The organism is Flavobacterium cutihirudinis (assembly GCF_003385895.1).
GTDB classification, from domain to species: Bacteria; Bacteroidota; Bacteroidia; order Flavobacteriales; family Flavobacteriaceae; genus Flavobacterium; species Flavobacterium cutihirudinis.
Genome location: NZ_QRDQ01000009.1, coordinates 614,771 through 638,468 on the forward strand (window position 1 = coordinate 614,771; position 23,698 = coordinate 638,468).

26 protein-coding genes are annotated in these 23,698 nt (G+C 32.6%); 19 read left to right on the forward strand and 7 right to left on the reverse strand.

Features of this window, described 5'->3' with window-relative positions; translation table 11 throughout:
• Positions 1-22: 22 nt before the first annotated feature.
• Positions 23-505, reverse strand: a complete 483-nt coding sequence (locus BD847_RS13405) for a YybH family protein (RefSeq protein ID WP_115888773.1) — start codon at positions 503-505, stop codon at positions 23-25.
• 313 nt (positions 506-818) lie between these two features.
• On the opposite strand from BD847_RS13405, the gene BD847_RS13410 reads away from it, so the two are divergent.
• The 3 genes from BD847_RS13410 to BD847_RS13420 are packed head-to-tail and all read left to right on the forward strand — an operon-like array spanning position 819 to position 4,918.
• Positions 819-1,265 (forward strand): response regulator, encoded by a 447-nt coding sequence (locus BD847_RS13410; protein WP_115888774.1) that lies wholly within the window; start codon positions 819-821, stop codon positions 1,263-1,265.
• A 10-nt stretch (positions 1,266-1,275) separates the two neighbouring features.
• A complete protein-coding gene (locus tag BD847_RS13415) occupies positions 1,276-4,506 on the forward strand; it encodes a PAS domain S-box protein (protein ID WP_115888775.1) in 3,231 nt (1,076 codons plus the stop codon).
• A gap of 19 nt (positions 4,507-4,525) precedes the next feature.
• Positions 4,526-4,918 carry a hypothetical protein gene (locus BD847_RS13420; RefSeq protein ID WP_115888776.1) on the forward strand — a complete coding sequence of 131 codons (393 nt, stop codon included), beginning with the start codon at positions 4,526-4,528 and terminating at the stop codon, positions 4,916-4,918.
• Between the two features lie 106 nt (positions 4,919-5,024).
• On the opposite strand, the gene BD847_RS13425 is transcribed toward BD847_RS13420, so the two are convergent.
• From BD847_RS13425 to BD847_RS13445, 5 genes are all read right to left on the reverse strand, one after another.
• Complete coding sequence (locus BD847_RS13425; RefSeq protein WP_115888777.1) at positions 5,025-6,113, reverse strand: AI-2E family transporter; 1,089 nt, start codon at positions 6,111-6,113, stop codon at positions 5,025-5,027.
• 123 nt (positions 6,114-6,236) lie between these two features.
• Entirely contained in the window at positions 6,237-6,929 is a 693-nt protein-coding gene (locus BD847_RS13430) for an ion channel (protein WP_115888778.1), read from the reverse strand.
• 31 nt (positions 6,930-6,960) lie between these two features.
• The gene (locus BD847_RS13435; RefSeq protein WP_115888779.1) at positions 6,961-8,529 is read right to left on the reverse strand and encodes an MFS transporter; all 1,569 of its coding nucleotides are present in this window, start codon (positions 8,527-8,529) and stop codon (positions 6,961-6,963) included.
• A gap of 3 nt (positions 8,530-8,532) precedes the next feature.
• Entirely contained in the window at positions 8,533-9,594 is a 1,062-nt protein-coding gene (locus tag BD847_RS13440) for an HlyD family secretion protein (RefSeq protein ID WP_115888780.1), read from the reverse strand.
• Positions 9,595-9,605: 11 nt separating this feature from the next.
• A complete protein-coding gene (locus BD847_RS13445) occupies positions 9,606-10,946 on the reverse strand; it encodes a TolC family protein (RefSeq protein ID WP_147298515.1) in 1,341 nt (446 codons plus the stop codon).
• A gap of 448 nt (positions 10,947-11,394) precedes the next feature.
• On the opposite strand from BD847_RS13445, the gene BD847_RS13450 reads away from it, so the two are divergent.
• Entirely contained in the window at positions 11,395-13,008 is a 1,614-nt protein-coding gene (locus BD847_RS13450) for a L,D-transpeptidase family protein (RefSeq protein WP_115888782.1), read from the forward strand.
• Positions 13,009-13,044: 36 nt separating this feature from the next.
• Here BD847_RS13450 and BD847_RS13455 read toward each other — a convergent pair whose 3' ends face one another.
• A complete protein-coding gene (locus BD847_RS13455; RefSeq protein WP_115888783.1) occupies positions 13,045-14,022 on the reverse strand; it encodes a hypothetical protein in 978 nt (325 codons plus the stop codon).
• 374 nt (positions 14,023-14,396) lie between these two features.
• Here BD847_RS13455 and BD847_RS13460 point away from each other — a divergent pair, with 374 nt between their 5' ends.
• From BD847_RS13460 to BD847_RS13525, 15 genes are all read left to right on the forward strand, one after another.
• Positions 14,397-14,591 carry a hypothetical protein gene (locus BD847_RS13460; protein ID WP_115888784.1) on the forward strand — a complete coding sequence of 65 codons (195 nt, stop codon included), beginning with the start codon at positions 14,397-14,399 and terminating at the stop codon, positions 14,589-14,591.
• Between the two features lie 290 nt (positions 14,592-14,881).
• Positions 14,882-16,348, forward strand: a complete 1,467-nt coding sequence (locus BD847_RS13465; RefSeq protein WP_317125306.1) for a tetratricopeptide repeat-containing sensor histidine kinase — start codon at positions 14,882-14,884, stop codon at positions 16,346-16,348.
• A 6-nt stretch (positions 16,349-16,354) separates the two neighbouring features.
• Positions 16,355-17,023, forward strand: a complete 669-nt coding sequence (locus BD847_RS13470) for a helix-turn-helix domain-containing protein (protein ID WP_115888786.1) — start codon at positions 16,355-16,357, stop codon at positions 17,021-17,023.
• Positions 17,024-17,165: 142 nt separating this feature from the next.
• A complete protein-coding gene (locus BD847_RS20850) occupies positions 17,166-17,324 on the forward strand; it encodes a hypothetical protein (RefSeq protein WP_167443862.1) in 159 nt (52 codons plus the stop codon).
• Positions 17,325-17,415: 91 nt separating this feature from the next.
• Complete coding sequence (locus BD847_RS21100) at positions 17,416-17,640, forward strand: DUF4236 domain-containing protein (RefSeq protein WP_115888787.1); 225 nt, start codon at positions 17,416-17,418, stop codon at positions 17,638-17,640.
• Between the two features lie 5 nt (positions 17,641-17,645).
• Positions 17,646-17,870, forward strand: a complete 225-nt coding sequence (locus BD847_RS13480) for an excalibur calcium-binding domain-containing protein (protein ID WP_115888788.1) — start codon at positions 17,646-17,648, stop codon at positions 17,868-17,870.
• 10 nt (positions 17,871-17,880) lie between these two features.
• Positions 17,881-18,276, forward strand: coding sequence for a hypothetical protein (locus tag BD847_RS13485; protein ID WP_115888789.1), 396 nt, complete (start codon positions 17,881-17,883; stop codon positions 18,274-18,276).
• A gap of 3 nt (positions 18,277-18,279) precedes the next feature.
• Complete coding sequence (locus BD847_RS13490; protein WP_115888790.1) at positions 18,280-19,548, forward strand: flagellar type III secretion system protein FlhB; 1,269 nt, start codon at positions 18,280-18,282, stop codon at positions 19,546-19,548.
• A 4-nt stretch (positions 19,549-19,552) separates the two neighbouring features.
• On the forward strand, positions 19,553-20,452 hold the full coding sequence (locus BD847_RS13495; protein ID WP_115888791.1) for a hypothetical protein: 900 nt from the start codon (positions 19,553-19,555) through the stop codon (positions 20,450-20,452).
• 215 nt (positions 20,453-20,667) lie between these two features.
• Positions 20,668-20,868, forward strand: coding sequence for a hypothetical protein (locus BD847_RS13500; protein ID WP_317125307.1), 201 nt, complete (start codon positions 20,668-20,670; stop codon positions 20,866-20,868).
• Positions 20,865-21,155 carry a membrane protein insertion efficiency factor YidD gene (gene yidD, locus BD847_RS13505; RefSeq protein ID WP_115888792.1) on the forward strand — a complete coding sequence of 97 codons (291 nt, stop codon included), beginning with the start codon at positions 20,865-20,867 and terminating at the stop codon, positions 21,153-21,155. The genes BD847_RS13500 and yidD overlap by 4 nt, the downstream gene beginning before the upstream one ends.
• Before the next feature lie 43 nt (positions 21,156-21,198).
• Positions 21,199-21,414 (forward strand): hypothetical protein, encoded by a 216-nt coding sequence (locus tag BD847_RS13510; protein ID WP_115888793.1) that lies wholly within the window; start codon positions 21,199-21,201, stop codon positions 21,412-21,414.
• Positions 21,415-21,446: 32 nt separating this feature from the next.
• Positions 21,447-21,857, forward strand: coding sequence for a hypothetical protein (locus tag BD847_RS13515; RefSeq protein ID WP_115888794.1), 411 nt, complete (start codon positions 21,447-21,449; stop codon positions 21,855-21,857).
• A gap of 12 nt (positions 21,858-21,869) precedes the next feature.
• Positions 21,870-22,079, forward strand: a complete 210-nt coding sequence (locus BD847_RS13520; protein WP_115888795.1) for a hypothetical protein — start codon at positions 21,870-21,872, stop codon at positions 22,077-22,079.
• 234 nt (positions 22,080-22,313) lie between these two features.
• Complete coding sequence (locus BD847_RS13525; protein ID WP_115888796.1) at positions 22,314-23,675, forward strand: GH1 family beta-glucosidase; 1,362 nt, start codon at positions 22,314-22,316, stop codon at positions 23,673-23,675.
• Positions 23,676-23,698: the final 23 nt, after the last annotated feature.

Sequence of the window (23,698 nt, forward strand, 5' to 3'; positions counted from 1 at the left end):
TTTATTTATATCGGATTTTGTTTTACTCAGTAGCCTGCCCATCAGAAGCACTCATATCTCTGACACAAACATATTTACCATCTTTCTTTTCAAACAAGCTAATGTAATTCCCGGTAGAAAGCGTTGCATTTGTCGAATCAACCAAAGTATAAGCACCGGTTTCGACAACCTGATTTCCATCATTCGACACAAAAACTTCAGTTGTCTTAAATGAAATTTTGTTTGAACTTGCTACTGCATCGGCTTTTAAAAACTCTACAATTGCTGCTTTTCCAACTAATGGCGCGCGATTCTGATAAAAAGTTATCGCATTGTCATCATAATAGCCAATACTTTTTATTTCGCCAGAATTATAAACAGCAGCAAATTCATCTTCTTTGGCCTGAATTTCTTTTTTAACCTGCTCTTTATCGACCGCTATGGGCTCTTCTTTTTTTGTGTTGCAAGCAAACATTACAGTTAAGACACTCAACAACGCCAGTCCTTTTAACATCTTGTTTTTCATATATTTAAAGATTTAAAATACTTAATAAAAGTACTTATAAAATTTAGAAAATCAAATTTTACAGAAAAAAACTTTTCTTACACTTATACTATTTCACCATAAACTTAAAAACGCGTTCTACCTACTTTACGCAGTCTTTAGTAATCAAAAATAAAAATGCAAATAATAGACTCATTTTATTGTGCTTAATTCTAAACCAAGCCATTATCATATATTAGGGTAAAATTGACTATTTGTTAAAAAATTAGCATTATATTAGCACATACAAAAGCTATTTAACATTTCTAAATTATCAGGAAAACACAATATAAAAATGAACAAACATTACAACCTTTTACTAGCTGATGATGATGATGATGACTGTTCTTTTTTTAAGGAAGCACTTGATGAATTGTCATTGCCTGTATCTCTTGTAACTGTCAATGATGGTGTTCAGCTTATGGATCATCTAGTTGCAAAGGAATCAAATGACTTACCTGACATTCTTTTTCTTGATCTAAATATGCCTCGCAAAAATGGTCACGAATGTTTGAAAGAAATAAAAGAAAAAGAGGCACTAAAAGATCTTCCTATTGTTATTTTCTCTACCTCACTCGATATAGAAATTGTCGATTTGATGTACACAAAAGGTGCGACTTATTATATTCGAAAACCTGGTGAATTTTCTAAACTAAAATCAGTAATCAATAATGCTTTGATTACCACTCTCGAAAATAATCTAAAACAGCCTGCACGAGAGCAATTTGTTCTTATGCCCTAATTTTTAAGGAATGAGCCACAAGGAACATTATTTTCTAGCCGATGGCGGTGAGATGGGCGCTCTAATACGAGCCAAAAACTGGAGCACAACACCATTGGGCTCTCCTGATTTATGGCCTCAAAGTTTGCGTACAATGGTCTCCGTAGTGCTCAATAATCCTTTTGGAATGTACATTGCCTGGGGAAATGATTTTACCCAAATCTACAACGACGCTTTTCGTCCTATTTTAGGCTCATCAAAACATCCTGATGCGTTGGGTATAAGCTCACTCGAAACATTTTCAGAAATTTGGTCCACTATCGGGCCAATGTTTCAAGATGTAATGAACGGAAAAGCTGTCGGTTTTCCAGATCTTATGGTCGTTTTAAACCGAAACGGATATGATGAGGAATGTTATTTTGACTTTTCATACAGCCCAATTAAAAAAGAAGATGGCGAAGTTGGCGGTATTCTTGTAACTGTAATTGAAACGACCGAAAAAAATGAAAAACTTCTGGCACAATCCAAAGTAAAAGAAAGTGAACAGAAAATAAGACAATTAGTCGAAAATGCACCATTCCCAATTGGTGTGTATGTAGGAAAGGAAAAACGAATCGAACTCGCAAATCAGTCCATTATGGACGTTTGGGGAAAGGGAAATGATGTTGTTGGGAAATTATACACCGAGATTTTACCAGAACTTGAAAATCAAGCCATTTTTGAACAAATAAATACTGTTTTTGAAACTGGCGAGGCTTTTCACAATAAAAATGCCCGTGTAGATATTGTGATGAACGGCATACTGGAAAGCTTTTATTTCAATTATAGTTTTACACCAATTTATGATATAAATGGAAATATTTATGGTGTAATGAATACAGCCGCAGAAATTACGGACCTTCATCTTGCTACCAAAAAAATAGAAGAGGCCGACAAGCGTTTTCGTGATACTGTAAAACAAGCTCCTATAGGAATTACCATTTTACGCGGACCTGAATATATGGTCGAAATGGCCAATGAAGCTTATTTAAAAATTGTTGACCGCGAAGAAAACACTTTTGTAGGAAGGCCGTTGTTTGAATCGCTTCCGGAAGTTAGAGAAAGTGTAAATTCTCTTTTAAGCGATGTTTTGACAACCGGAGTTCCTTTTCATGGATATGAAGTTCCAATTCCGTTAAACCGCTACGGAAAACTTGATGTTTCTTATTTTGATTTTCTTTATAGTCCGTTGAAAGAGGAAAACGGAGAGATCACCGGAATCATCGTTACTGTCACTGAAGTAAGTGAAAAAGTAGAGGTTCGCAAAAAAATCGAGCTCAATGAAGAAAGGCTCAAAATTATTGTTGAAGCCAGTGAACTTGGAACTTGGGAATTAAACCTCAAAGAAAAACAAGTGCATTATTCACAGCGTTATCTCGAAATTGTAACCGGAAATAAAGAAGATGTAGATTTAAATCATGAACAAATTCTTTCTCATGTTCATCCTGATGATTTAGAAATAAGAAATCATGCCTATAATGAAGCATTAATTACCGGAATAATTAATTATGAATTGAGAGTAATCTGGGCTGATAAATCAGTGCATTGGGTTGAAGCCAAAGGAAAAGTTTTTTTTGATGCTGATAAAAATCCGGAAAAATTACTGGGAACAGTAAGAGATATAACTGATGAAAAACACCATCAACAAATATTGGAAGAAAGTGAAAAACGCTTTCGCTCCTTAACAGAAAGTATTCCCCAATTAATTTGGGAAACTGATGAGAAAGGAAATTCGTTGTTTGCCTCTGGAAAATGGTTTGAATATACCGGAATTTACCCCGAAGGAGATAAGGTCTGGAAAGAAATGATTCACCCTGACGATTACGAAGAAAACATAAAAATTTGGAGTCATAGTCTCAAAACAGGAGAGCTTTACCGCTGTGATGTCCGTCTTAGACGATTTGACGGCAATTACAGATGGCATACCGTTATTGGCGAACCTGTTTTTAACGAAGAAAATAAAATTATAAAATGGGTGGGTGCTTTTACTGATATTCATACAGAAAAAGCATTTACAAATGAGCTGGAACAACAGGTTAACGCTAGAACCAGAGAATTGATTCTGATGAATGAATCACTTCAAAAAAGTGAAGAACGTTATCATTTAATGGTTGAAGAGGTACAGGATTATGCTATTTTATACCTAAATCATGAAGGTATCGTTGAAAACTGGAATCAGGGTGCCGAAAAAATTAAAGGTTATAAAGCAGAAGAAATTATAGGAAAAAGTTTTTCTGAATTCTACACCGAATCGGATCGAAAAAACAATCTTCCTCAGACTTTATTAAATTTAGCGATTCAAAAAGGAAAAGCCAGTCATGAAGGATGGCGTGTTCGCAAAGACAAAACACTTTTTTGGGCAAATGTAACGATTACAGCGGTTCATAATAAAAAAAATCAGGTAATTGGTTTTTCAAAAATGACACATGATCTTACAGAAAAAAAAGCGGCTGATGACATGCTTAGGCAAAATGCTTTAGAATTGGAACAGAAAAATCAGGAACTTGAAAAAATGAATCAGGAGCTTCAGTCTTTTGCCTATATATCAAGTCATGATCTTCAGGAACCTTTGCGAAAAATCCAAACTTTTGCCACTCAGATTATGGAAAAAGAATCTGACAATTTATCGGATTATGGGAAGGATAAATTTCAAAGAATGCAAAATGCTGCGCAACGCATGCAAACACTAATCAACGATTTGCTTTCCTATTCGAAAACAAATGTTCAGGAAAGAATTTTTGAAAAAACAGATATTGGCAAAATTGTAAATGAAGTTAGAGAAGATTTAAAAGAAGAAATTGAACAAAAGAACGCAAAAATTGAAAGTTCTGAAAATTGCAAGGCCAATATTATTCCCTTTCAAATCAGACAACTTTTGTACAATTTAGTGAGCAATTCACTTAAATTTTCAAATCCCGAAAATCAGATTATTATTAAAATCAAAAGCGAAATTGCCAAAGGCTCCATTTTAAACAATGAAAAATTACTTCCTGAAAAGGATTATTGCCATATTAAAATTGAAGATAACGGTATTGGTTTTGAACAACAATACAGCTCGAAAATCTTTGAAGTTTTTCAGCGTTTGCACGGAAAACTCGAATATACCGGAACAGGAATTGGGCTCGCGATTGTAAAAAAAATTGTTGACAACCACAATGGCATCATAACTGCCAAAGGCGAATTGAATAAAGGAGCTACTTTTGATATTTATATTCCGATATAATTTTAAAATTTAAGAGACTATGAAAAGGCTATTATTTACACTATCACTGCTGTTTTTTACTTCAGTATTTTTCGCACAAAGCCAAGATCCTTCATCGAAGCGAATCGTTGGAAGTTGGTTTTCTAACACAAACCGAAATACAAAATGGATCTTTACTCAGGATGGAAAACTTTACAACTATGATAAAGATATAATGAAAGTGATGTATAAATACTCCATATCAAATAGTTGTCAGAACAATTCAAGCGATACTTCAGAATTTATAACTTTAAGAGACAGGGACGGAAATGAGTTTTGCTTTAAAATAAATGGAATAAATGAAAACAAAAATGGCATTTTGTCGCTTATCAATATGAGCAATATGCAGCCTCTCATTCTTGTAAATAATGTAAATTTAAAAATTGCACAATAGCATTAAAAGAGGTTTACTTATTTAAAAGAAAAATAGAATAAAGAAGCTGCTTTTGATTACTATTTAAAATATCAAAAGCAGCTTCAAAACTAATTTTACATCATACTTATTCTATTATTTCAACAGTTTCTATTTTTTCAACAGCAGGATTATCATCCAACCATGCTGTAAATAGTTTATAACCAATAGAAAATATAATAGGCCCAACAAAAAGACCGATAAATCCGGACATTATAAAACCGCCTATTACACCCAGAAAAATTACAATCATAGGTACCAATGCCCCTTTTCCTAAAAGAAGCGGCTTTAGCACATTATCCGAAAGCCCGCTGATAATAAAAAATACGGTCCAGAAAATAGCAGGACCAGAATCTCCAGCCGAGAATAAATAAATAATAACTCCAATATTGATTATGATTGGCCCAATTTGCAGAATGGAAAATATCAAACATATTAAAGTTAAAAGCCCTGCGTAGGGAACATCTGCCATATACAGCCCAAAAGCCTGAATAATAGTCTGAATTACAGCAACTCCTAAAATTCCTTTTACAACCTGATGAATCGTTGAAACGGTAATAACTTCAATTTCTTCGGCTTTGTTTCCTGCAATTTTTCTCAAAAATTTGACAACTAAATTTCTTGCATCAGTAGAAACCAATAAAATTCCGGCAATAATAACCGAAAGGATAAATTGAAGAAAAGCCATTCCCGAACTCAAAACACTTTCCATAACTTTTTTTGACAATTCTTTTATTTGAACCTCATATTTAACCATCCCATCTTGCAAATCAACAGAAAGCAGATGCAAAAAGTCATACAATGGTTTTCCTACTATTGGCCAGTCTCTGATACTTTCGCCAGGAGGCGGAACCTTTAATGTACCAGCATCAAAACTGCTTTTCAATTCGACAAAATTGTTAATCGCCGAGCCTAGAAAATACACTACGGGCACTATCATTAATCCGACAATTGTTACGGTTATTATTATGGAAGCCAATGATTTTCGCCCTTTTAGTTTCTTTTGCAGAAAATTAAAAAACGGATAAAAAATAACTGCCAGAATAATTGCCCAAAGTATTGGCATGAAAAAAGGCAAAAGCAACGTAAAACAAAATCCTACAATCAGGAAGATAAAAAATAGTTGCAAAATAGTTTCAAAGAGTTCTTTTCGCTTATTAAGATTAGAATTTTCCATTTTTACTTTTGTGTTAGATGTATAATTAGGGTTATTGGTTGTTGGTTGTTGGTTGTTGGTTGTTGGTTGTTGGTTTTACATTCTTTGCTCTTTATTCTTTATTCTTTATTCTTTATTCTTTTCTCAGAGCTTTTTTTCCCGTGAGAAGTTGGCATCAGAGACGAGTCTTCCTATCAGAACTACTGGATACAAAACTCCGGTGAGCACTTCGAGTTGAACCAGCGATCTTGCAATTGGATGCAGCGGAAGTATTTCTCCAAAACCTGTAGATGTAATTGTGATATAACTGAAATACAAAAAGTTAGCTTGTTCACTATTGATATCAAACAATATCTCAGGCATTTGAAAAGCCCCTTCTATATGATTATAAACAAACAAATAAATAATGCTCCAAAAATTAACCAACAGCATATAAACCACAATGGAACCCACAATGCGGTGCACATTTACGGGACCGGGTTCTAAAACTTTGGCTAAAACCAAAACAATTAAAAGCATTATTGAAATTAAAGACAGGCAAAAATCTATGAAAAACAAGAAGTTACTAGTATTGAAAAAGCTGATCCATTCAATGAGAATAAAAAGAAAAGGTACAATTGAAATCCGAATTGCTTGTTTTTTGTTTTTAGTCACAGAGATAATTCCGGCAAGCAAAAACAACATCCAAAAAATGTTCAAAACAACCATAAAGGAAGAATAACTCCCTAATAATGGAATCGCCAAAAAATGCATGATAAAAAGTAAAAGCAACATTCCGCTAAGACCACTTTCTCTGGTCCAGAGACGAAATAACAAACGATTCTTTTTAAGCTCCATAATTCTTTTCTCTTTTAAATTAAAAAACAACTTAAATTGGTATTGGCTCTACTTCTACCCTTCCTATTGGTCTACGCCAAAGTTTAAACAACAGAATAATAAAAATTGGAAGGAAACATATTGCCGACATTACCAGATAAATATCTTTATAAGCCAGAAGAATAGCAGCCTGCGAAGTTTGATTGTATAGGCTTTTTTCTGCGTTTTTTGTTGCCTCGGCTTCTGATTGTCCCAGATACAAAAATTTGTTTTTTGAATTATTCAATTGTTTTTGCGCTTCCTGATTCATCGGTGTAAACTGCTGACTAAGTCCTGTTTTATGATGTACATTCAGATTTGAAATGTAGGTTCCTAGAATTGCGCTTCCAAGCAAAGAGGCAATTACAGCTTGGGCAATAATTCCGCTCATCATGCGCGAACCACTAAGTTTTGGTGGTACGCCTTCTGAAATGTATAATAAGGAAAGCGGAAAAAGAAATCCAGTTCCCAATCCTTTGAAAATAAGTGGTAAAAAGAAATCAGAAGTATCAATTCCGGGATAAAATCTGAAAAACAGAATCATATGATACAATCCAAAACAACCAAAACCAAGAATAAAAATAGTAGCCAGATAAATACGTTTGTACAAAAGATAAGTTGATAACGGAATCGAAATACACAAACCTATAAGCAATGCTAAATGCGTTTGAGCTCCTGTAACCGAATCAAATCCCAGAATATTATCCATATATCCTTTGACTACGGTTCCTGTTCCGTTCATGACACCGATGTAAAACATTATAAAAGCTCCAATAACCACATTTTTATGACGATAAACAGCGGGATCTATTATGGCGTCTTCGGTAAAACGAACGTGAATCAGATAGACTCCCAAAATTATAAACAGAAAAGCGCAGGCTAATTGTATTTTAAAATCACTCAACCAATTTCTACTTTGTCCTTCGACACATAAAAAAAGAATAACTGCAAAAAACAAGATCATAATAATCCAGCCTCGCCAGTCAAATTGGAATTTACCTTTCATAGGCGCGACATCAGCTTTGTAAAAAAACCACGCCAAAAGTATACAGATTAGGAAATTGATATTGAGAAAATAAATTCCGAAAGTCCAATTATAAAAACTGGTAAAATGAGCACCTAAAAACTGATAAATATGCTGACTTCCTTTTTGAATAAACTGAAGAATTCCGTAAAGCAATGCCATATTAAAAACAGGATTATACTTTAGTAAAATAGGCACCATTGAAGCAAATATTCCGACAACCGATACAACGGCCAACAAAGCCCGAAAGAATGTAAACCATTCAATTGTAGTAACAAACAAAGTAGCTGTATTGAATAAAATCGATAAAAAACTGGCACTTAAAATAAGCGTTCGCATAGGAATTTGTTTACCAATTTTTAAACCTAAAGGCAAAAACGCCAACATTGCAAAAATGGGAATATAAAGTGCGTAGGTAAATGCCGTGGTCGATTCTCCAAAGTGCCCCAAAATTTGCGAATTATCATAAGACGTAACATTGATACCGTTGAAAAAAGGAATTGTTAGGATGTATAATCCTATCAGGGTAAACAAGCTTCCTTTTTTTCCTGCAATCATTTTTTACTTTTTTACGTCAACAGTTACATTCATTCCCGGTTTTACTTCCTCTAAATCTTTAGCGGAAGCTTCAAATTCTATTTTCACAGGAATTCTTTGAGTGATTTTTACAAAATTCCCTGTTGAATTATCAGGCTCAACCATCGAGAATTTAGCGCCCGTTGCAGGCGAGAAATCAACAACTTTTCCTTTAAATTCTTTTCCGTCCAAGGCGTCAATTGTTATAACAACTTGTTGTCCTTGTTTTATTCTTTCAATTTGAGTTTCCTTAAAATTGGCCGAAACCCATAATTTCTGATTTAAAACAATCGTTGCAACGACCTGATTCACATTAATCAATTCGCCAATCGACAGATTTCGTTCTCCCACAAATCCATCAACAGGTGCAATAATACTTGTATATGAAAACTGTAATTTCGCAGCCTCCAGATCGGCTTTTTTTCTTGCTACAGTTGCTCTGGCCGCTTCGAGATTTATTGAACTTTGTTTGGTTATAGAACTACTAGCCTCCAATTCTTTTTGTCCGGCTTTAAGATAAGCTTCATCAGAATGCATTTTCGAAACTACCTGATCGTACTGATTGCGCGTCACAGCCGAGTCGGCATACATATTTTTAAATCGCTGATAGTCTTTTTCTGCTTTCTGCAGATTTGCCAAATCACCCGCCAATTTTGCTTTGCTTGCCGCCTGATTTGAAATCGAAGTAATAATGGTTTGCTGCATCGAATGAAGATTTCCTTCGGCTATAGCCAAATCTGCTTCAGCTTGTTTTACTTTAATAACATATTCAGAATCATCAAGAATGACCAATGTATCCCCTTTTCGAACTTGCTGATGGGCTTCGAACCTAATTTCCTTAATATGACCCGTTGCTCTCGCAGAAACATTATTTATATAAGCTTCTATTTGCGCATTATTTGTGGATTCATGATTACTGAAATCAAAAAACAAACTTAAAATCCAAACTGCTCCGGCGATCAAAAAAGCAAAAGACAATATGGTCAAAATTGTATTTCTCTTTTTATCCGTTTTCTGAGTTTCTTTTGGCGTAGTTTCTTCGCTCATATTATTTTTATTTAGAGTTTGCCCATTGCATACTGCAAAGAATAATACTGAATAATTAAATCTAGATTGGCATTTACAAGCGATATTTTGGAATTATTTAGCTGTAATTCAGCATCTACCATATCACTGATAAGCGCAAAATCATTATCGTATCGGCTTTTTACTATTTTGTAATTGCTTAGCGAAAGCTCCACATCTTTTTGATAGGTGCTGATGTTTTTTTTGCTTTCTTCAAACTTTATAAAAGCCGATTTTACTTCTCTGTCAATCTGATCTTTTGTGGCTTCAAAAGCAATATTGCTTTTATCAATTTGAAATTTATCTGCATTGACACGATGTTTTAGATTATAAAAACTTGAAATATCCCAATTCAGAGAAAGTCCGGCCGCCCAAAAATTAACAATATTCAGATAACTCGGCCATTGCGCCGGATATTCAGAATTCAAAATAAGACTGGCATTTACAGTTGGCTTAAAACCGCTTCTGGTAAGACTCAAAGACGACTCGGATAATTTTATACTGATTTCCGATCTTTTGATTTCCATACGGTTTTCAAAAGCCTCTGAAAGACTTTCCTGCAGATTAATTTCTGCCATCGGAATCATGCTTTCGTTTACTTCGGGTTTTAATATGGTATTTGTTGGAAGCCCAATCAATATATCCAAATAATTGCTAACCAATTCGATATCATTTGTACTTCGAAATACCGAAACTTTAAAATTAGATTGCTGTAATTCTGTTCGAAGCAAATCACTTTTCAAGTTTTGTCCGTTCGCAACCCTCGATTTCAATTGACTTATTCGAAGATCTGTGTTTATAATATTTTGTTTGGTAACCTCAATTTGTCGGTACAGCTTTTCTAAATTAAAATAATATTCGGCGATTGCATTTTTCACTTCAGCTTCGGTCATTTTAACTGCCGTTTTCTGCATTTCCGAAATCAGTTTTTGCTGTTCAATTCGTTCGTTTACAGCACCACCTGTATAAACCGGCATCGATGAAACAATATTCGCAAACCCTTGATGATTGTAGTAATCTACCTCAATCCTGTTTTTATAAAATCCTTCGTACAATGCAGGATTACCAATATAATTGTAACCCGCATTGAAACCAATGCGTGGAACTTTTGCTATTTTGGCCTGTTCCAGATTTTCATTGGCTATAGCAACATCGGCATTTGCCAGTTTGATTCTTCTGTTGTTCTGAATTCCTAATGAAATTGCCTCATCCAATTTTATTGCACGAGTTTCTTTCACATTTTCATCTTGCGCAAAAACAGTAAAAGATGCCAGAAAGACTAAACCAAAAATTATAGTATGAAATTGCTTTTTCTTTGCTAAAAAATAATTCATTGGTTTTTTAATTATTTTTATTTGAAACAATGGGATAAGCGTAATCAATAATTTTCGCGCAAAGCGGGAATAAAAAGTATTAACAATAAAAATATCTTTATTTTAATTTCTTAAAAATTATAAAAAATTATGTTAAACTAATGTAATATAAATGTAGTGAATATTTCTTTACCTTAAATTAAATTATTAACATTGAACAAATTAGAAATAAGTATTAGCTTCTAAAAAGTTAAATCATCACTAAATTCAGGTGTTTGCTATTTTTTTGAAATGCTGTCAAAATCCTAAAAAGACACTACAAAAAAGAATAAAAATATTAAGATATTTTTTATAAATTTGAGTAATAATTAGTCAACATTATTTTAATACGCGTGCCTCCCCCAAATCATTTTTTAGAATTTGTTTTTTGTCAATTTTTCTCAGATTTAGTAACGTAAAACATAAAAAAATGAAAAACTTTACTCGCATTGTGCTTATTTTAGTAAGCGTTTTTTTTATTTCGCCTCCTTCGTACTCGACAGATTTAAAAAAAGCAATTATCTATTTAGATAAAAAAGTGCCTAATAATTATGGTGGGCCAACAATCGACAATGCAGCGTTGGTTGCATTTTTCAAAAAGTATTCTGATCTAAAACCTTATCAAAGCGACGTTACCACACTTTACAAAGACAAAGGCTTCAAGTCGATTTGGTATGATGGCGATGACGTAACGGAGTTTGCCTATCTCTTATACAATAAACTAAACGCTAGTTACGAACAAGGTGTTGAAATTAAAATTCCTTATAAAAAGAAAATCGACTTGATTTTTAACGAAGAAGGAACTGAAAAACTTTCACAAACCGACACCGAGTTTTTCCTAAGTTCTATGTACATTCTTTACGCAAAAAACGTTTTTGAAGGTATGAGTGCCGAAGGACAAAAGAAAATCGAATGGTATCTGCCAAAGAAAAAAATATCTTATGAGACTTTGCTGGATTCTATCTTTACAAATCCCGAATTATTAGACAACAATAAAAATGCTCTTTTCAGTCAGTATTATAAACTTCAGGATGCATTAAAGAAATATCTAGCTATTCAAAAAAGCGGTGGCTGGAAAACAATTGAAATGGATACTCCATTTCAGGATCTCCGACCTGATGCCAAATCAAAAACCATTGCGCAGGTTAGAGAACGTCTTTTTTTAATTGGTGATTTGGCTACAGATTCTAAAAGCGATTTCTACGATCAGGAATTGATGGATGGTGTAATGAAATACAAATTACGTCATGCGCAGACACCAAATTATATACTTGCAAAAGAGCATATCGATCAAATGAACGAACCTATTACAGACCGTATAAAAACGCTGATGCTGAATATGGAACGTTGCCGATGGATTCCTCCGCAATTAGAAAAACAAGATGAATATGTTATGGTTAACATTCCGTCGTTTATGCTTTATTATGTAAGAGACCAGAAATTTGATCTTGTGTCTAAAGTTTTCATTGGTTCACCACTTACTAAAACAACTATTTTTAGTGGACAGATTGACCGAATTGTTTTTAGTCCGTACTGGACAGTTCCGCAAAGTATTGTCGACAATGAGCTGAAACTTAAAATTGCCGAAGACAAAAACTATTTAGCCGACCATAATATGGAAATGAGCAAAGGAAGGGTAAGACAAAAACCCGGACCTGATAATTCGTTAGGACTGGTAAAATTTATGTTTCCGAATCCCAACGACATTTACATGCATGATTCACCTGCAAAATCACTTTTCGGGTTTGAAAAACGCATCTTTAGTCACGGTTGTATAAATGTTGAAAAAGCGAAAGAACTTGCAGTAGAAATGCTTAAAAGTTATCCGGAGTGGACAACTGAAAAAATTAATGACGCCATGAGCGGACAAAAAGAAACTCCATTCATGCTTCCTAAAAAAGTGCCTATATATATTGGCTATTTTACAGCCTGGGTAACCCGAGACGGAAACATCGATTTTTATCCTGATGTTTATCAAAGAGACACTCGCCTGAACAGTATTTTGTTTCCACAGGATACTGCTTATAAATCGGATCAGGAATAAGAACAATATTTAAAACCTCCAATTTTGGAGGTTTTTTTATTCTTTACATTTTATGCCTTTTCCATATACATATCTACCCAAAATATGATTTGTAACTGGTTTGAGTGAACTATGATTCTCCGGATGGCGACCGTGATTATTAAAAAATTCAACAATATTGTCTTTTTTGGAATACCAAATAATTGCTTCTCCATCAGGTTTAAAGCAATTTGTAGTATCGCAAACTATGATTTTTCTAAATTTTAAAAGATTTTCGTCTTTTGGAATCACATCATTTAAATTACCGGCAATTGGCTCATCACAATGAACTAATTCATAATGATCATTAGACCATTGCATGCATTCTTTTTCAGGTAATGCTAAAAACAGTATTATAATTAATAAAACTAATCCAGCAGTAATTAAAATATATTTGATTTTTTCTGACTTTGGTTTGTCAGCAATATCAAACATCGTCTGTTTTGATGCTTGCGGCTGATTTAAAATTATTTTCTTTGGTAAGGTTTCAGATTCTGTATCAACAAAATCTTCATTTGAAACCGTAAAAATCTCTTCTTCATTTTTTTCTAAAGATTCATTAATAATAACTTCTTTTTCGGGAACATTAATGTTTCTAAGTTCATTTATTAATTTCAAATCTTCTTCATCAATTTTTTTTCTAAACTTATTAAAAGGCCTTAATTGAAAATCAACAAGTATAGCAGCCAGATCCACAACTTCAATTTTATCTGGATCAGTTTCTCCTTTTAGAAAGGTTTCAATTGGCCTAAATTGATTTGTATTGCTTCTAAATTTATTTTTTGTATTTAAATCAAAAGGGAATCCCAGCAAAGTATTGAAAATTGCTTTGTCATCTGTAGAAACAGATTTTGTTTCAAATATTTCCCAACATAATTTATTGAGTTTTCCTCGCGTTGGAGCATTCAAATAAATATAATCTTCACCATTTTTCACTTCTTCGTACTGCTTTATAACAGCTTTTTTATATAAATCTTCAATAGTATTGTTATTCATATGCATCATGTTTTTTTGGGAATTTCAAGGAATTTCAAGGAATTCTAGGGATTAAAAAAACTAATTCGGAAATCCCGGAATTCCGTATCAATACAGCTCTAAACCCCATATAACTTTGCCTTAACAAAATCAGTTACTGTTTTAACTCGCGATTAGAACAAATGTACAAAACTGGTTCAATTTAAAAGTGCGGAAAACCGTAAGACGGAGTTTAGTCGGGAAGTCTAAATAAAAATCTTACTGTTCTACGCACTTCACTTCCCAACAAAAAATCAAAAACATTCCGCAGGGTGCGGTTTGTAAATCAGCAATCAAAATTTCGATTTCATTATCGAACTGGCTGATCTATGTCAAATTTTTAACAAAGAAGTAAGATGAAAAAAGTTTTTATATTAGCGTGTTTATTAGTTGCCAGTGGAACGTTTGTATCATGTACAAATGATGATGAAATATCAGACAACAAGTCTGCTGAATTAACAAAGAAAGTTAATCCTGTCAATCCATCATATGCGAGTGAGCCAGGTCCTGGCGATGATCCAATTAAAGTGCCACCACCACCAGTAAGATAAAATTATTTTTAGTATAAATTTAATTACTAATTTCGGGGAAAGTAAACTTTATGTTACGATCCCCGTTTTTATATTTTATTTTTTTTCTTTTTCTTCTTTCCTGTAAAGAAAAAACAACTTCGAACCTTACTCCAAACACTGTAAAAAAAGAAGCTAAACGTTTTCGGAATCAAGGAATTAAAAATCTTGAAACAAAAAACTTTAATAACGCCTTTTATAATTTCAATAAATCAAAAATAGCATTTGAAACTTTAAAAGATAGTATTAATGTAATTTATAATCTTATCCAAATGGCCTCGATCCAACAGATCAATGGCGATTATTATGGTAGTAAAGAAACGCTAACTGAAACGTTACCTTATATTACTAAAAAAGATGTTTACAGTGCTTCTGTCAATAATTTTTTTGGTATCGCAGATAAAGAACTTTCTATTTTCGACGACGCCATCTATTACTATAAAGCGGCAATTAAAGACTGCACCGATTCTCTATACGTACAATCACCGCTAAATAATATTGCAGCCGTTTATATTCAGCAGAAAAAGTACGATAAAGCTATCGAGATTTTAGAATCTATTTTAAACAAAGAAATCATAAACGATAGTTCACTTCAGGAAACTAAAGCCAGAGTGACAGACAATCTGGGTTATGCCTATTTTAAAAACGGAAGGAACGAAAAAGGACTTACGTTAATGATAGAAAGTCTTAATCTAAGAAATCAAATCGATGATGTCTACGGAACTATCGAAACATACCTACATTTAGCCGAATATTATTCAGAAACCGATGCTAAAAAATCGAATCAGTATGCAGAATTGGCTTATCAAAATGCCACAAAACTTAATAGTATTGATGAACGATTAGAAGCATTATCTTTTTTGATGACAAACACTACTGATAATCATAGAGCTTATGCACAAAAATATGTTTTTCTAAATGACAGCATAATTAAAGTTCGGAATAACTTCAAGAACAAATTTGCTAAAATTAAATATGATTCAAAAAAAGAGAAAGATGAAAATCAGAAACTTCGTCTAGAAAAAGCTGAAAATTTAGTAGCCATTAAAGAAGCTGAAAAAGATAAAATAATTCTATTTGCTACTTTAATTGCTGTCTTATTTTTGGGTGTTTATTTACGAAATCGATACAAACATAAAGCACGTCTTGTAGAAATTACTACTGCATACGATACCGAAACCCGAATTGCCAAAGATATCCACGACGGTTTAGCAAATGATGTTTTTCATGCCATTACATACACTCAAACACAACCTTTGACCATCGATAGTAACAAAGAAAACTTACTGCAAAAACTAGATGATATTTACTCCAGAGTTCGCGGAATTTCTCGTGAAAATAATGATATCGATACTGGCCCAAATTTTCCTAAGAATTTAAAAGAAATGTTTTCTACATATAATAGCAGTCAGACAAACGTTATTATAAATGGTGTTGAAAAAATAAATTGGGAATCGGTTGAAGATTTAAAAAAGATTGCCATTCAGAGAGTTTTGCACGAATTAATGGTCAATATGAAAAAACATAGTGAGGCTCCAGTAGTATCGATAAAGTTTAATACGAATTCAAATTCCCTGCTTATCGATTATAGCGACAACGGAAAAGGTTGCGAAAAATCAAAAATTATAAAAAATGGTTTGCAAAATATGGAAAACCGTATTTTGTCTAATAAAGGAACTATTACTTTTGAAACTGAACCCGATAAAGGTTTTAAAGTAAAAATAACAATGCCTAAATAAAAGCCTATGTTTAAAAAAGTAATTATAGCCGAGGATTTTGAAGAATTCAATTTAGCAGTCAAACAAACTTTGAGTGATTTCGATATTGTCAATTTTCAGCATGCAAAATATTGTGATGATGCTTTTCTAAAAATAAGAAAAGCTATTCAGGATAATGAGCCATACGATTTACTAATTAGCGATCTTTCATTTAAAAAAGACCATCGAGAAGTAAAAATCGGCAGTGGCGATGAGTTGATTCAAAAAGTTCGCGAACTACAGCCTGATATTAAAATCATTGCCTACTCTATTGAAGATAAAAATGCTCGCATAAAATCACTTTTTGAAGATTCTGAAATTAATGCCTTTGTGTTAAAAGGCCGAAACAGTATTGAAGAACTCAAAAAAGCACTTAACATAATTTCGGCTTCGGATCAAAAATTTATTTCGCCCGAAGTTGCTTCTGCGCTTCAGGAAAAAGGCAATTATGAGATTGACGATGTTGATATTAAAATTTTAAAATATTTATCTGATGGAACATCTCAAGACGAAATAATTGAGATTTTTAAAAGTTCAGATGTCAAACCAAATAGCAAAAGTGCTATGGAAAAAAGGTTATCTAAACTCAAAGACTTTTTCAAAGCAAATAATACGGTTCATTTGGTTTCGATTACAAAAGATATGGGGATTATTTAAATTCCTGTTATTCATTACTTAAAGCTCCTTCTTGGGGCTTTTTTTATTTCCTCAAATTAAATTTTCGGATTATGGATTTCCGTAAAATACTGGTTTTGATTGGTTTTACTTTTGAATTATTAATCATTTTAAAAGTAAAAACATGAAAAAATTAGTCGTTTTATTTAGTTTGTTTTTCCTTGTTTTAGGAGGAAATATTGAAGCTCAAAGAGGTCATTACAGCGGTGGCAAAGGGAGCTCACATAAAGGAGGAAAATACAAAAATGCAAGTACGCATAACCACTACAAAAAAAGAAAATAACATTACTCCAACTCCACTTGACATCAAAAAAGGGAAAAGTCAAGAGAAGTTTGTTATTTAAAAAACTTTAATTAACTAAACCTATAAAATTATGGGCTTTCGATTTCAAAAGAGAATAAAACTTGGAGGAGGACTTGGTTTGAATATCAGTAAATCTGGAATTTCTCCAAGTGTTAGAACAAAAATAGGCACATTTAACAAAAATGGCTATTCAACAAAAACAGGCATACCTGGAGTACGATATCAAAACAGTGGATGCCTTGTATTATTTGCCTTTACCGGTTTCGTCACATTCTTAATTTATCAACTAAAATAATAACCATGAATCACAAAAAAATTACAACACTTCTATTTTCACTTATAGCAATTATTGCATGTGCTATTTCTTGCTCAGATTCTGCAGAAACAAAATCAGATTGTCCAACAAAAACCTGTGGAGACTTTGCAAGTCAAGCACAAGCGCAAGCCACTTATAATAGTGACAAAAACTGTTATAAAAACCTAGATTCTGATGGTGATGGAAAAGCATGTGAATCATTAAAATAATTATACAACCATGATAACACTAGAACTAAAAAGTCATTTTTTAAGATTATATCAAATGGCAATGGCTGATGATCAATTTAATGTATTAGAACTTCAAATGCTATATCATTTTGCAGATGAAAGAGGAATTCCGAAAGAAGAGTTAGATAAACTTTTCTTAAATCCTATTAATGTAGAATTTATAATTCCAGAAGCATTAACTACAAAAATTGAATACTTATATGATCTGACGAAAATAATTTGGGCAGATGAAAAAGTAACTGACGACGAATTAAATATGCTTAAAAAGTATTGCAGAAAATTTGATTTCGTTGAAGAAAACATAAATGATCTATCTGATTACTTAATCAATTGTGTTCAGAAAAATATCAGCAAAGAAGAAATTATTAGTCAATTAAACACTTAAACTATGAAACCACTTTCACAATTATTTAGTTTAAAAAAATCTGAAGAAACGTCCACTAAGTCTTTTGATGAAAATGAAGAAGACAGAGAACAGATTAGGATTACTTATTATCAAAGCGGTTTTGCAGCTTCTGTAAAAGCTACAGGAAAACCAATTGTTCTAAAAGCATGTCTGCAAAATTTATACATGAGCTTTGAAGATCAATGCCGAAAACAAAAAATGGAACAAGACAGACTGAAACAGCCTTATCGCGAAGAACAGGAAAAAAACAGAACTGAACTTAAAAAATCTGAAGCTGCAATTGGTATTTATGAGAAAAAAGAACAAGACATCAATGACAACATCGACCAAATTAAAAACGAAATTATAGAGGTCAAACGAAATCCTGACAAATACGGAATTGAAGAAGGTAAAGGTTTAAAAGCACAATTTTATATTGGTTTAATTCTTCTATTACCAATTACGCTTTATGTCTTGGTTTTCTATATTTCGGCTTCATATTCCGCTTTTTTCAAAGAATTTTCAAATGATAGTTTAACTGCCGCAATTTTTGATGCCGATGCTTTTACAAATGCATTTAAAGCGAGTTGGCTCGAAGGAGTTTTGGTTGTTACAATTCCATTTGTTTTTATGGGTTTAGGTTACGTTATTCATATGGTTCAAAAAGGAAAGGGGATTAAAAACATTTTTAGGTTAGCTGCCCTTTTTGCGATAACATTCTTATTTGATTCACTTTTGGCTTATATAATTGAAAAGAAAATATACGAGTTTAACAAAACAACAGAATCTTCACCTTACAATTTAAACATCGCTCTTGGCGAACCTGAATTCTGGATGATCATATTTGCCGGTTTTGTAGTGTATATAATTTGGGGACTTGTATTTGACTTTGTTATGAAAGAATTTGAAAATATTGATAAAATACGGGCATTCATCAGAGGAAAAAAAGAGAATTTAATCAATCTTGAAAAATTAAAAACAGATTATATCAATAAAACAAATGACTTCAAACAGCAGATTGTTACTATAAATGGAAAAATTTCTGAACTACAATCAAAAATAGATGGCTTTGTTTTTCCAGTAAAAGAATATCTGCATTATCATCATCAATATAAAGAAGGCTGGTTTCAGGCAATTGGTACTGAATTGGCTTTACCATATAAAGAGAAAGAAGAACTTTTACAAAGTTGCGAACTTTACTCTGAAGAACATTTAAGTAAACTAAACTTAGTCGATCCAGATTTTCAACACTTAGTATATTCTAAAAACTAATACTATGAAAAAAACAATACTAAGAATCGCAATGCCTTTATTATTGGTTTTATTTTTTTCTTGCAAAGAAGATTCTAAGATTAAGGAAAAAGAAACAACCATTAAAAGTTCAGCATCAGAAAACTACAATATCAGTATTCTAATTGATTTGTCAGATAGAATAAGTCTCAAAAAAAATCCAAATTCAACTATGGAAATCTATCAGCGAGATTTAGGATACATCAAATCAGTTTCTGAAGCTTTTACACAGCATCTAAAATCAAAAAGAATGAGGCAGATTAACGATAAAATGCAATTGTTCTTTAATCCTGAACCAGAAAACCCTGAAATTAATTCTATTTCTAAAGAATTAAGAATCACAGTTGATAAAGATAATGCTTCAAGAGATCTACTTAATTCTATCAATACTACTTATTCTTCTAAAACATCAAAAATATATGAATCAGCGATTAAAGATGATAAATATATAGGTTCAGATATCTGGAACTTTTTCGACAGCAAAGTTCAGGATCAATGTATCGACAAAGATTTTAGAAATATCTTAATTATCCTGACGGACGGATATATGTTTTATGAAGGAACACAAATAAAAGAAGGAAATTTATCTAGCTATTTGACACCCCAACTAATTAAACAAAATGGCCTAAATACCAACGACTGGCAGAAAAAATTTGAAAAAGAAAATTTTGGGTTTACTAAAATTGATAATGATTTATCAAATCTTGAAGTTTTAGTTTTAGGAATAAATCCAAGTAAAAACAATCCATTTGAAGAAAAAGTTATAAAAGCGTACTGGACTAAATGGCTTTCTGAAATGAATATCAAACATTTTGAAATAAAAAATGCTGACCTGCCTTCAAACATGGATAAAATTATAAAGGATTTTATTCTAAAAAAAGAATAAAAAATTTAACCTACATTTTTAAAAGAGGAACTTTATTGTCCTCTTTTTTCTGTTTAAATTAATCTGTAAAATAATTCTTTAAAAAACTCTACTTCATTACGGATTTCCATAAAATACTGGTTTTGATTGGTTTTACTTTTACACTATAATTCAATTTAATATTAATCAAAACCAAAAAATTATGGAATACAAAGTAGTACCTTTTATAGCTTCAATTGATCCAAAAAAAAGGAACTTCAAATCACGTTGCGGAACAACTTGAAAGCTTAATAAAAAATTACAAAAATCATGATTGGGAATATGTACGCTTAGAAAGCGTTTCAACATTTGTTCATCCAGATAGTGGCTGTTTTGGACTTGGAGCCAAACCAGGTTATACAACAAATAACCAAATGGTAGTATTTCAGAAAAAATGAAATATTTTATCTTAATAATTATTCGCCTTTATTGGATTTTAATTCCTCAGTCTACTAGAAGAAAATGCATTTTTAAAAAATCCTGCTCCAATTATGTATTTGAAACAACTCAAAAAGAAGGATTTATAAAAGGATTAAAAGCATTTCAATTTCGATATAATAATTGTAGAAGTGGATTTCAAATTTTCAAAAATCCGATGAATAATAAAATTCAAATAATCCTTCCCTCTCAAATTATTGTTGAAAGGGAAGAAATTGCTGAAAGACTTATAAAAAATCACGTATAAATACTTATTTAAAAAAATATAATTGCAATTAAATTTAACGCCTATGGAAAGATATGCAAATCGCAGTAGACAATCTGGAGTTTCTGCTTATGAAATTGGAATAAACTACATTCTAGTAAAATTTTCTTCAGGAGATGTCTATCAATATAGTTATAGAAAAGCGGGACAATATCATGTCGATAACATGAAAAGACTAGCAACACAAGGTTCCGGTCTTAATAGTTACATCAATACAAATGTTAAGTTTAAATATGATTAAATTTTAACTCTAAACCAAATACCACAAAGCCTATGCAAAAAAACTACTTAATCCTATTTTTACTCTTTACGTTTTATTCCTGCAAAAAAACAGATGCTCCTCCTCCACAACAAATTAATACGTTTTACAAAGAAACTGTAACAGCAGATGACCGTAAAACAATTACACCTGAAGAAGCCAAAACCTATCATGTTGATAAAAAATATCAATACGAATACCGAACCGGAAATCCCGCGCATTACGAGTATAATTATGATGTAAAAGGAATAAATACAAAAGGCGATTCGGTTTTTGGGAACATCAATGTTCAGGATAAATACGGTGCCGGTATTTTAACTAGCAACACTTTGCCAGATATCGAAATCAAAACCGAATGGATTTCTTATGGGAAACTAAAAGCAACAGATGAAAAAGGAAATGAATATCAATTAATAGCAGAATAAACTACCCATAAAATGAAATATACTTTATTACTACTCTTCGTTTTTTTAACTTCATTTTCTCCACCCGAAACAAATGTATTTTTATGCGGCCCAACAGGAGCTAAAAAATACCATTACGATTCAAGTTGTCGCGGATTGAGTGCCTGTCGCCATGAAATCACAAAAGTAACACTGAAACAAGCACAAGGTTATGGCCTGACGCTTTGTGGATGGGAAGATTAAAAAAATAAGCATTTCATCGTTTTTAAAAGCGCTTCAACCTTATTTAATCATTTGATAATAATGACTTTACAATTTATTCACATTAGTTATCGTAATTTGAATAAAACAAAAAGTTATGAAAGTCTTTAATCTAAATTTTCTGGTATCATTCAAAGAATGGCTTTTTTTAAGAGCTATGCAATCTTCTTTCCTTCATTAAAAAAATCAATTAAAAATCAAGGAACATATAGTTGAATGAATAAAGTCGAAAACTCATTTCTAAACAAAAGTCAATTTGGAGAGGATTTCTTGTGGGGTGTTTCTACCGCCGCATTTCAAATTGAAGGTGCTCATGATGCAGACGGAAAAGGTTCTTCTATCTGGGATGTTTTTACCGCTCAAAAAGGGAAAATCAAAAACGGACATCATGCTGTAACCGCTTGTGATTTCTATAATTCGTATCAAAACGATATTGATTTAATCAAAGAATTAAATATCCCGAATTTTAGATTTTCAATCAGCTGGCCACGAATTATGCCTACGGGAACTCATCCTGTTAATCAGGCCGGAATTGATTACTACAATAAAATCATTGATTCATTATTGGCACAGGGAATTGAGCCTTGGGTCACACTTTACCATTGGGATTTACCTCATGCGCTCGAAGAAAAAGGCGGCTGGACAAATCGCGAATCGGTTGCCTGGTTTTCTGATTATGTAGAAATCTGCGCAAAACACTTTGGCGACCGCGTAAAAAACTGGATGGTCATTAATGAACCTTCTGTTTTTACCGGAGCCGGTTACTTTCTTGGCATTCATGCACCTGGAAAAAAAGGCATTACCAATTATATAAAAGCAATGCATCATGTAACTTTGGCAACTGTTTCAGGTGCAAAAAAGTTAAGAAATAGTATTTCTGACGCCAACATCGGAACTACATTTTCATGCACACATATCGAACCTTTTTCTCAAAATCAAAAAGATATCGAAGCCGCAAAACGTGTCGATACTTTACTAAACCGTACTTTTATCGAACCTCTTTTGGGACTTGGATATCCGCAGGAAGATTTGCCGGTTCTAAAAAAACTAAATAATTACATTCTTGAAGATGACAGAAATAATCTCGCTTTCGATTTCGATTTTATTGGTCTTCAATGTTATACGAGAGAAATTGTAAAATCGTCTCTATTAATTCCGTATATTGGTGCTGAATTAATAAGCGCCGAAAAAAGAAACGTAATCGCCACCGATATGGGCTGGGAAGTTTATCCTCCTGCTTTATATCACATTTTAAAACGCTTTAACAGCTACGAAGGCATCCGAAAAATAATAATTACCGAAAATGGTGCAGCATTTCCTGACACCATTACAAACGGAAAAGTGTATGATATAAAACGTACACACTTTATTCAGGATCATTTAGAGCAAATTCTAAAAGCAAAAGAAGACGGCTTGAATGTCGATGGCTATTTTGTCTGGAGTCTGACCGATAATTTCGAATGGGCCGAAGGTTACAATGCCAGATTTGGACTCATTCATGTTGACTTTGAAACCCAAAAAAGAACAATTAAGCAATCCGGTTTATGGTTTGGAGAATTCTTGTCGCCAAGTAAATAAGAAATTACAAAACCAGTATTTCG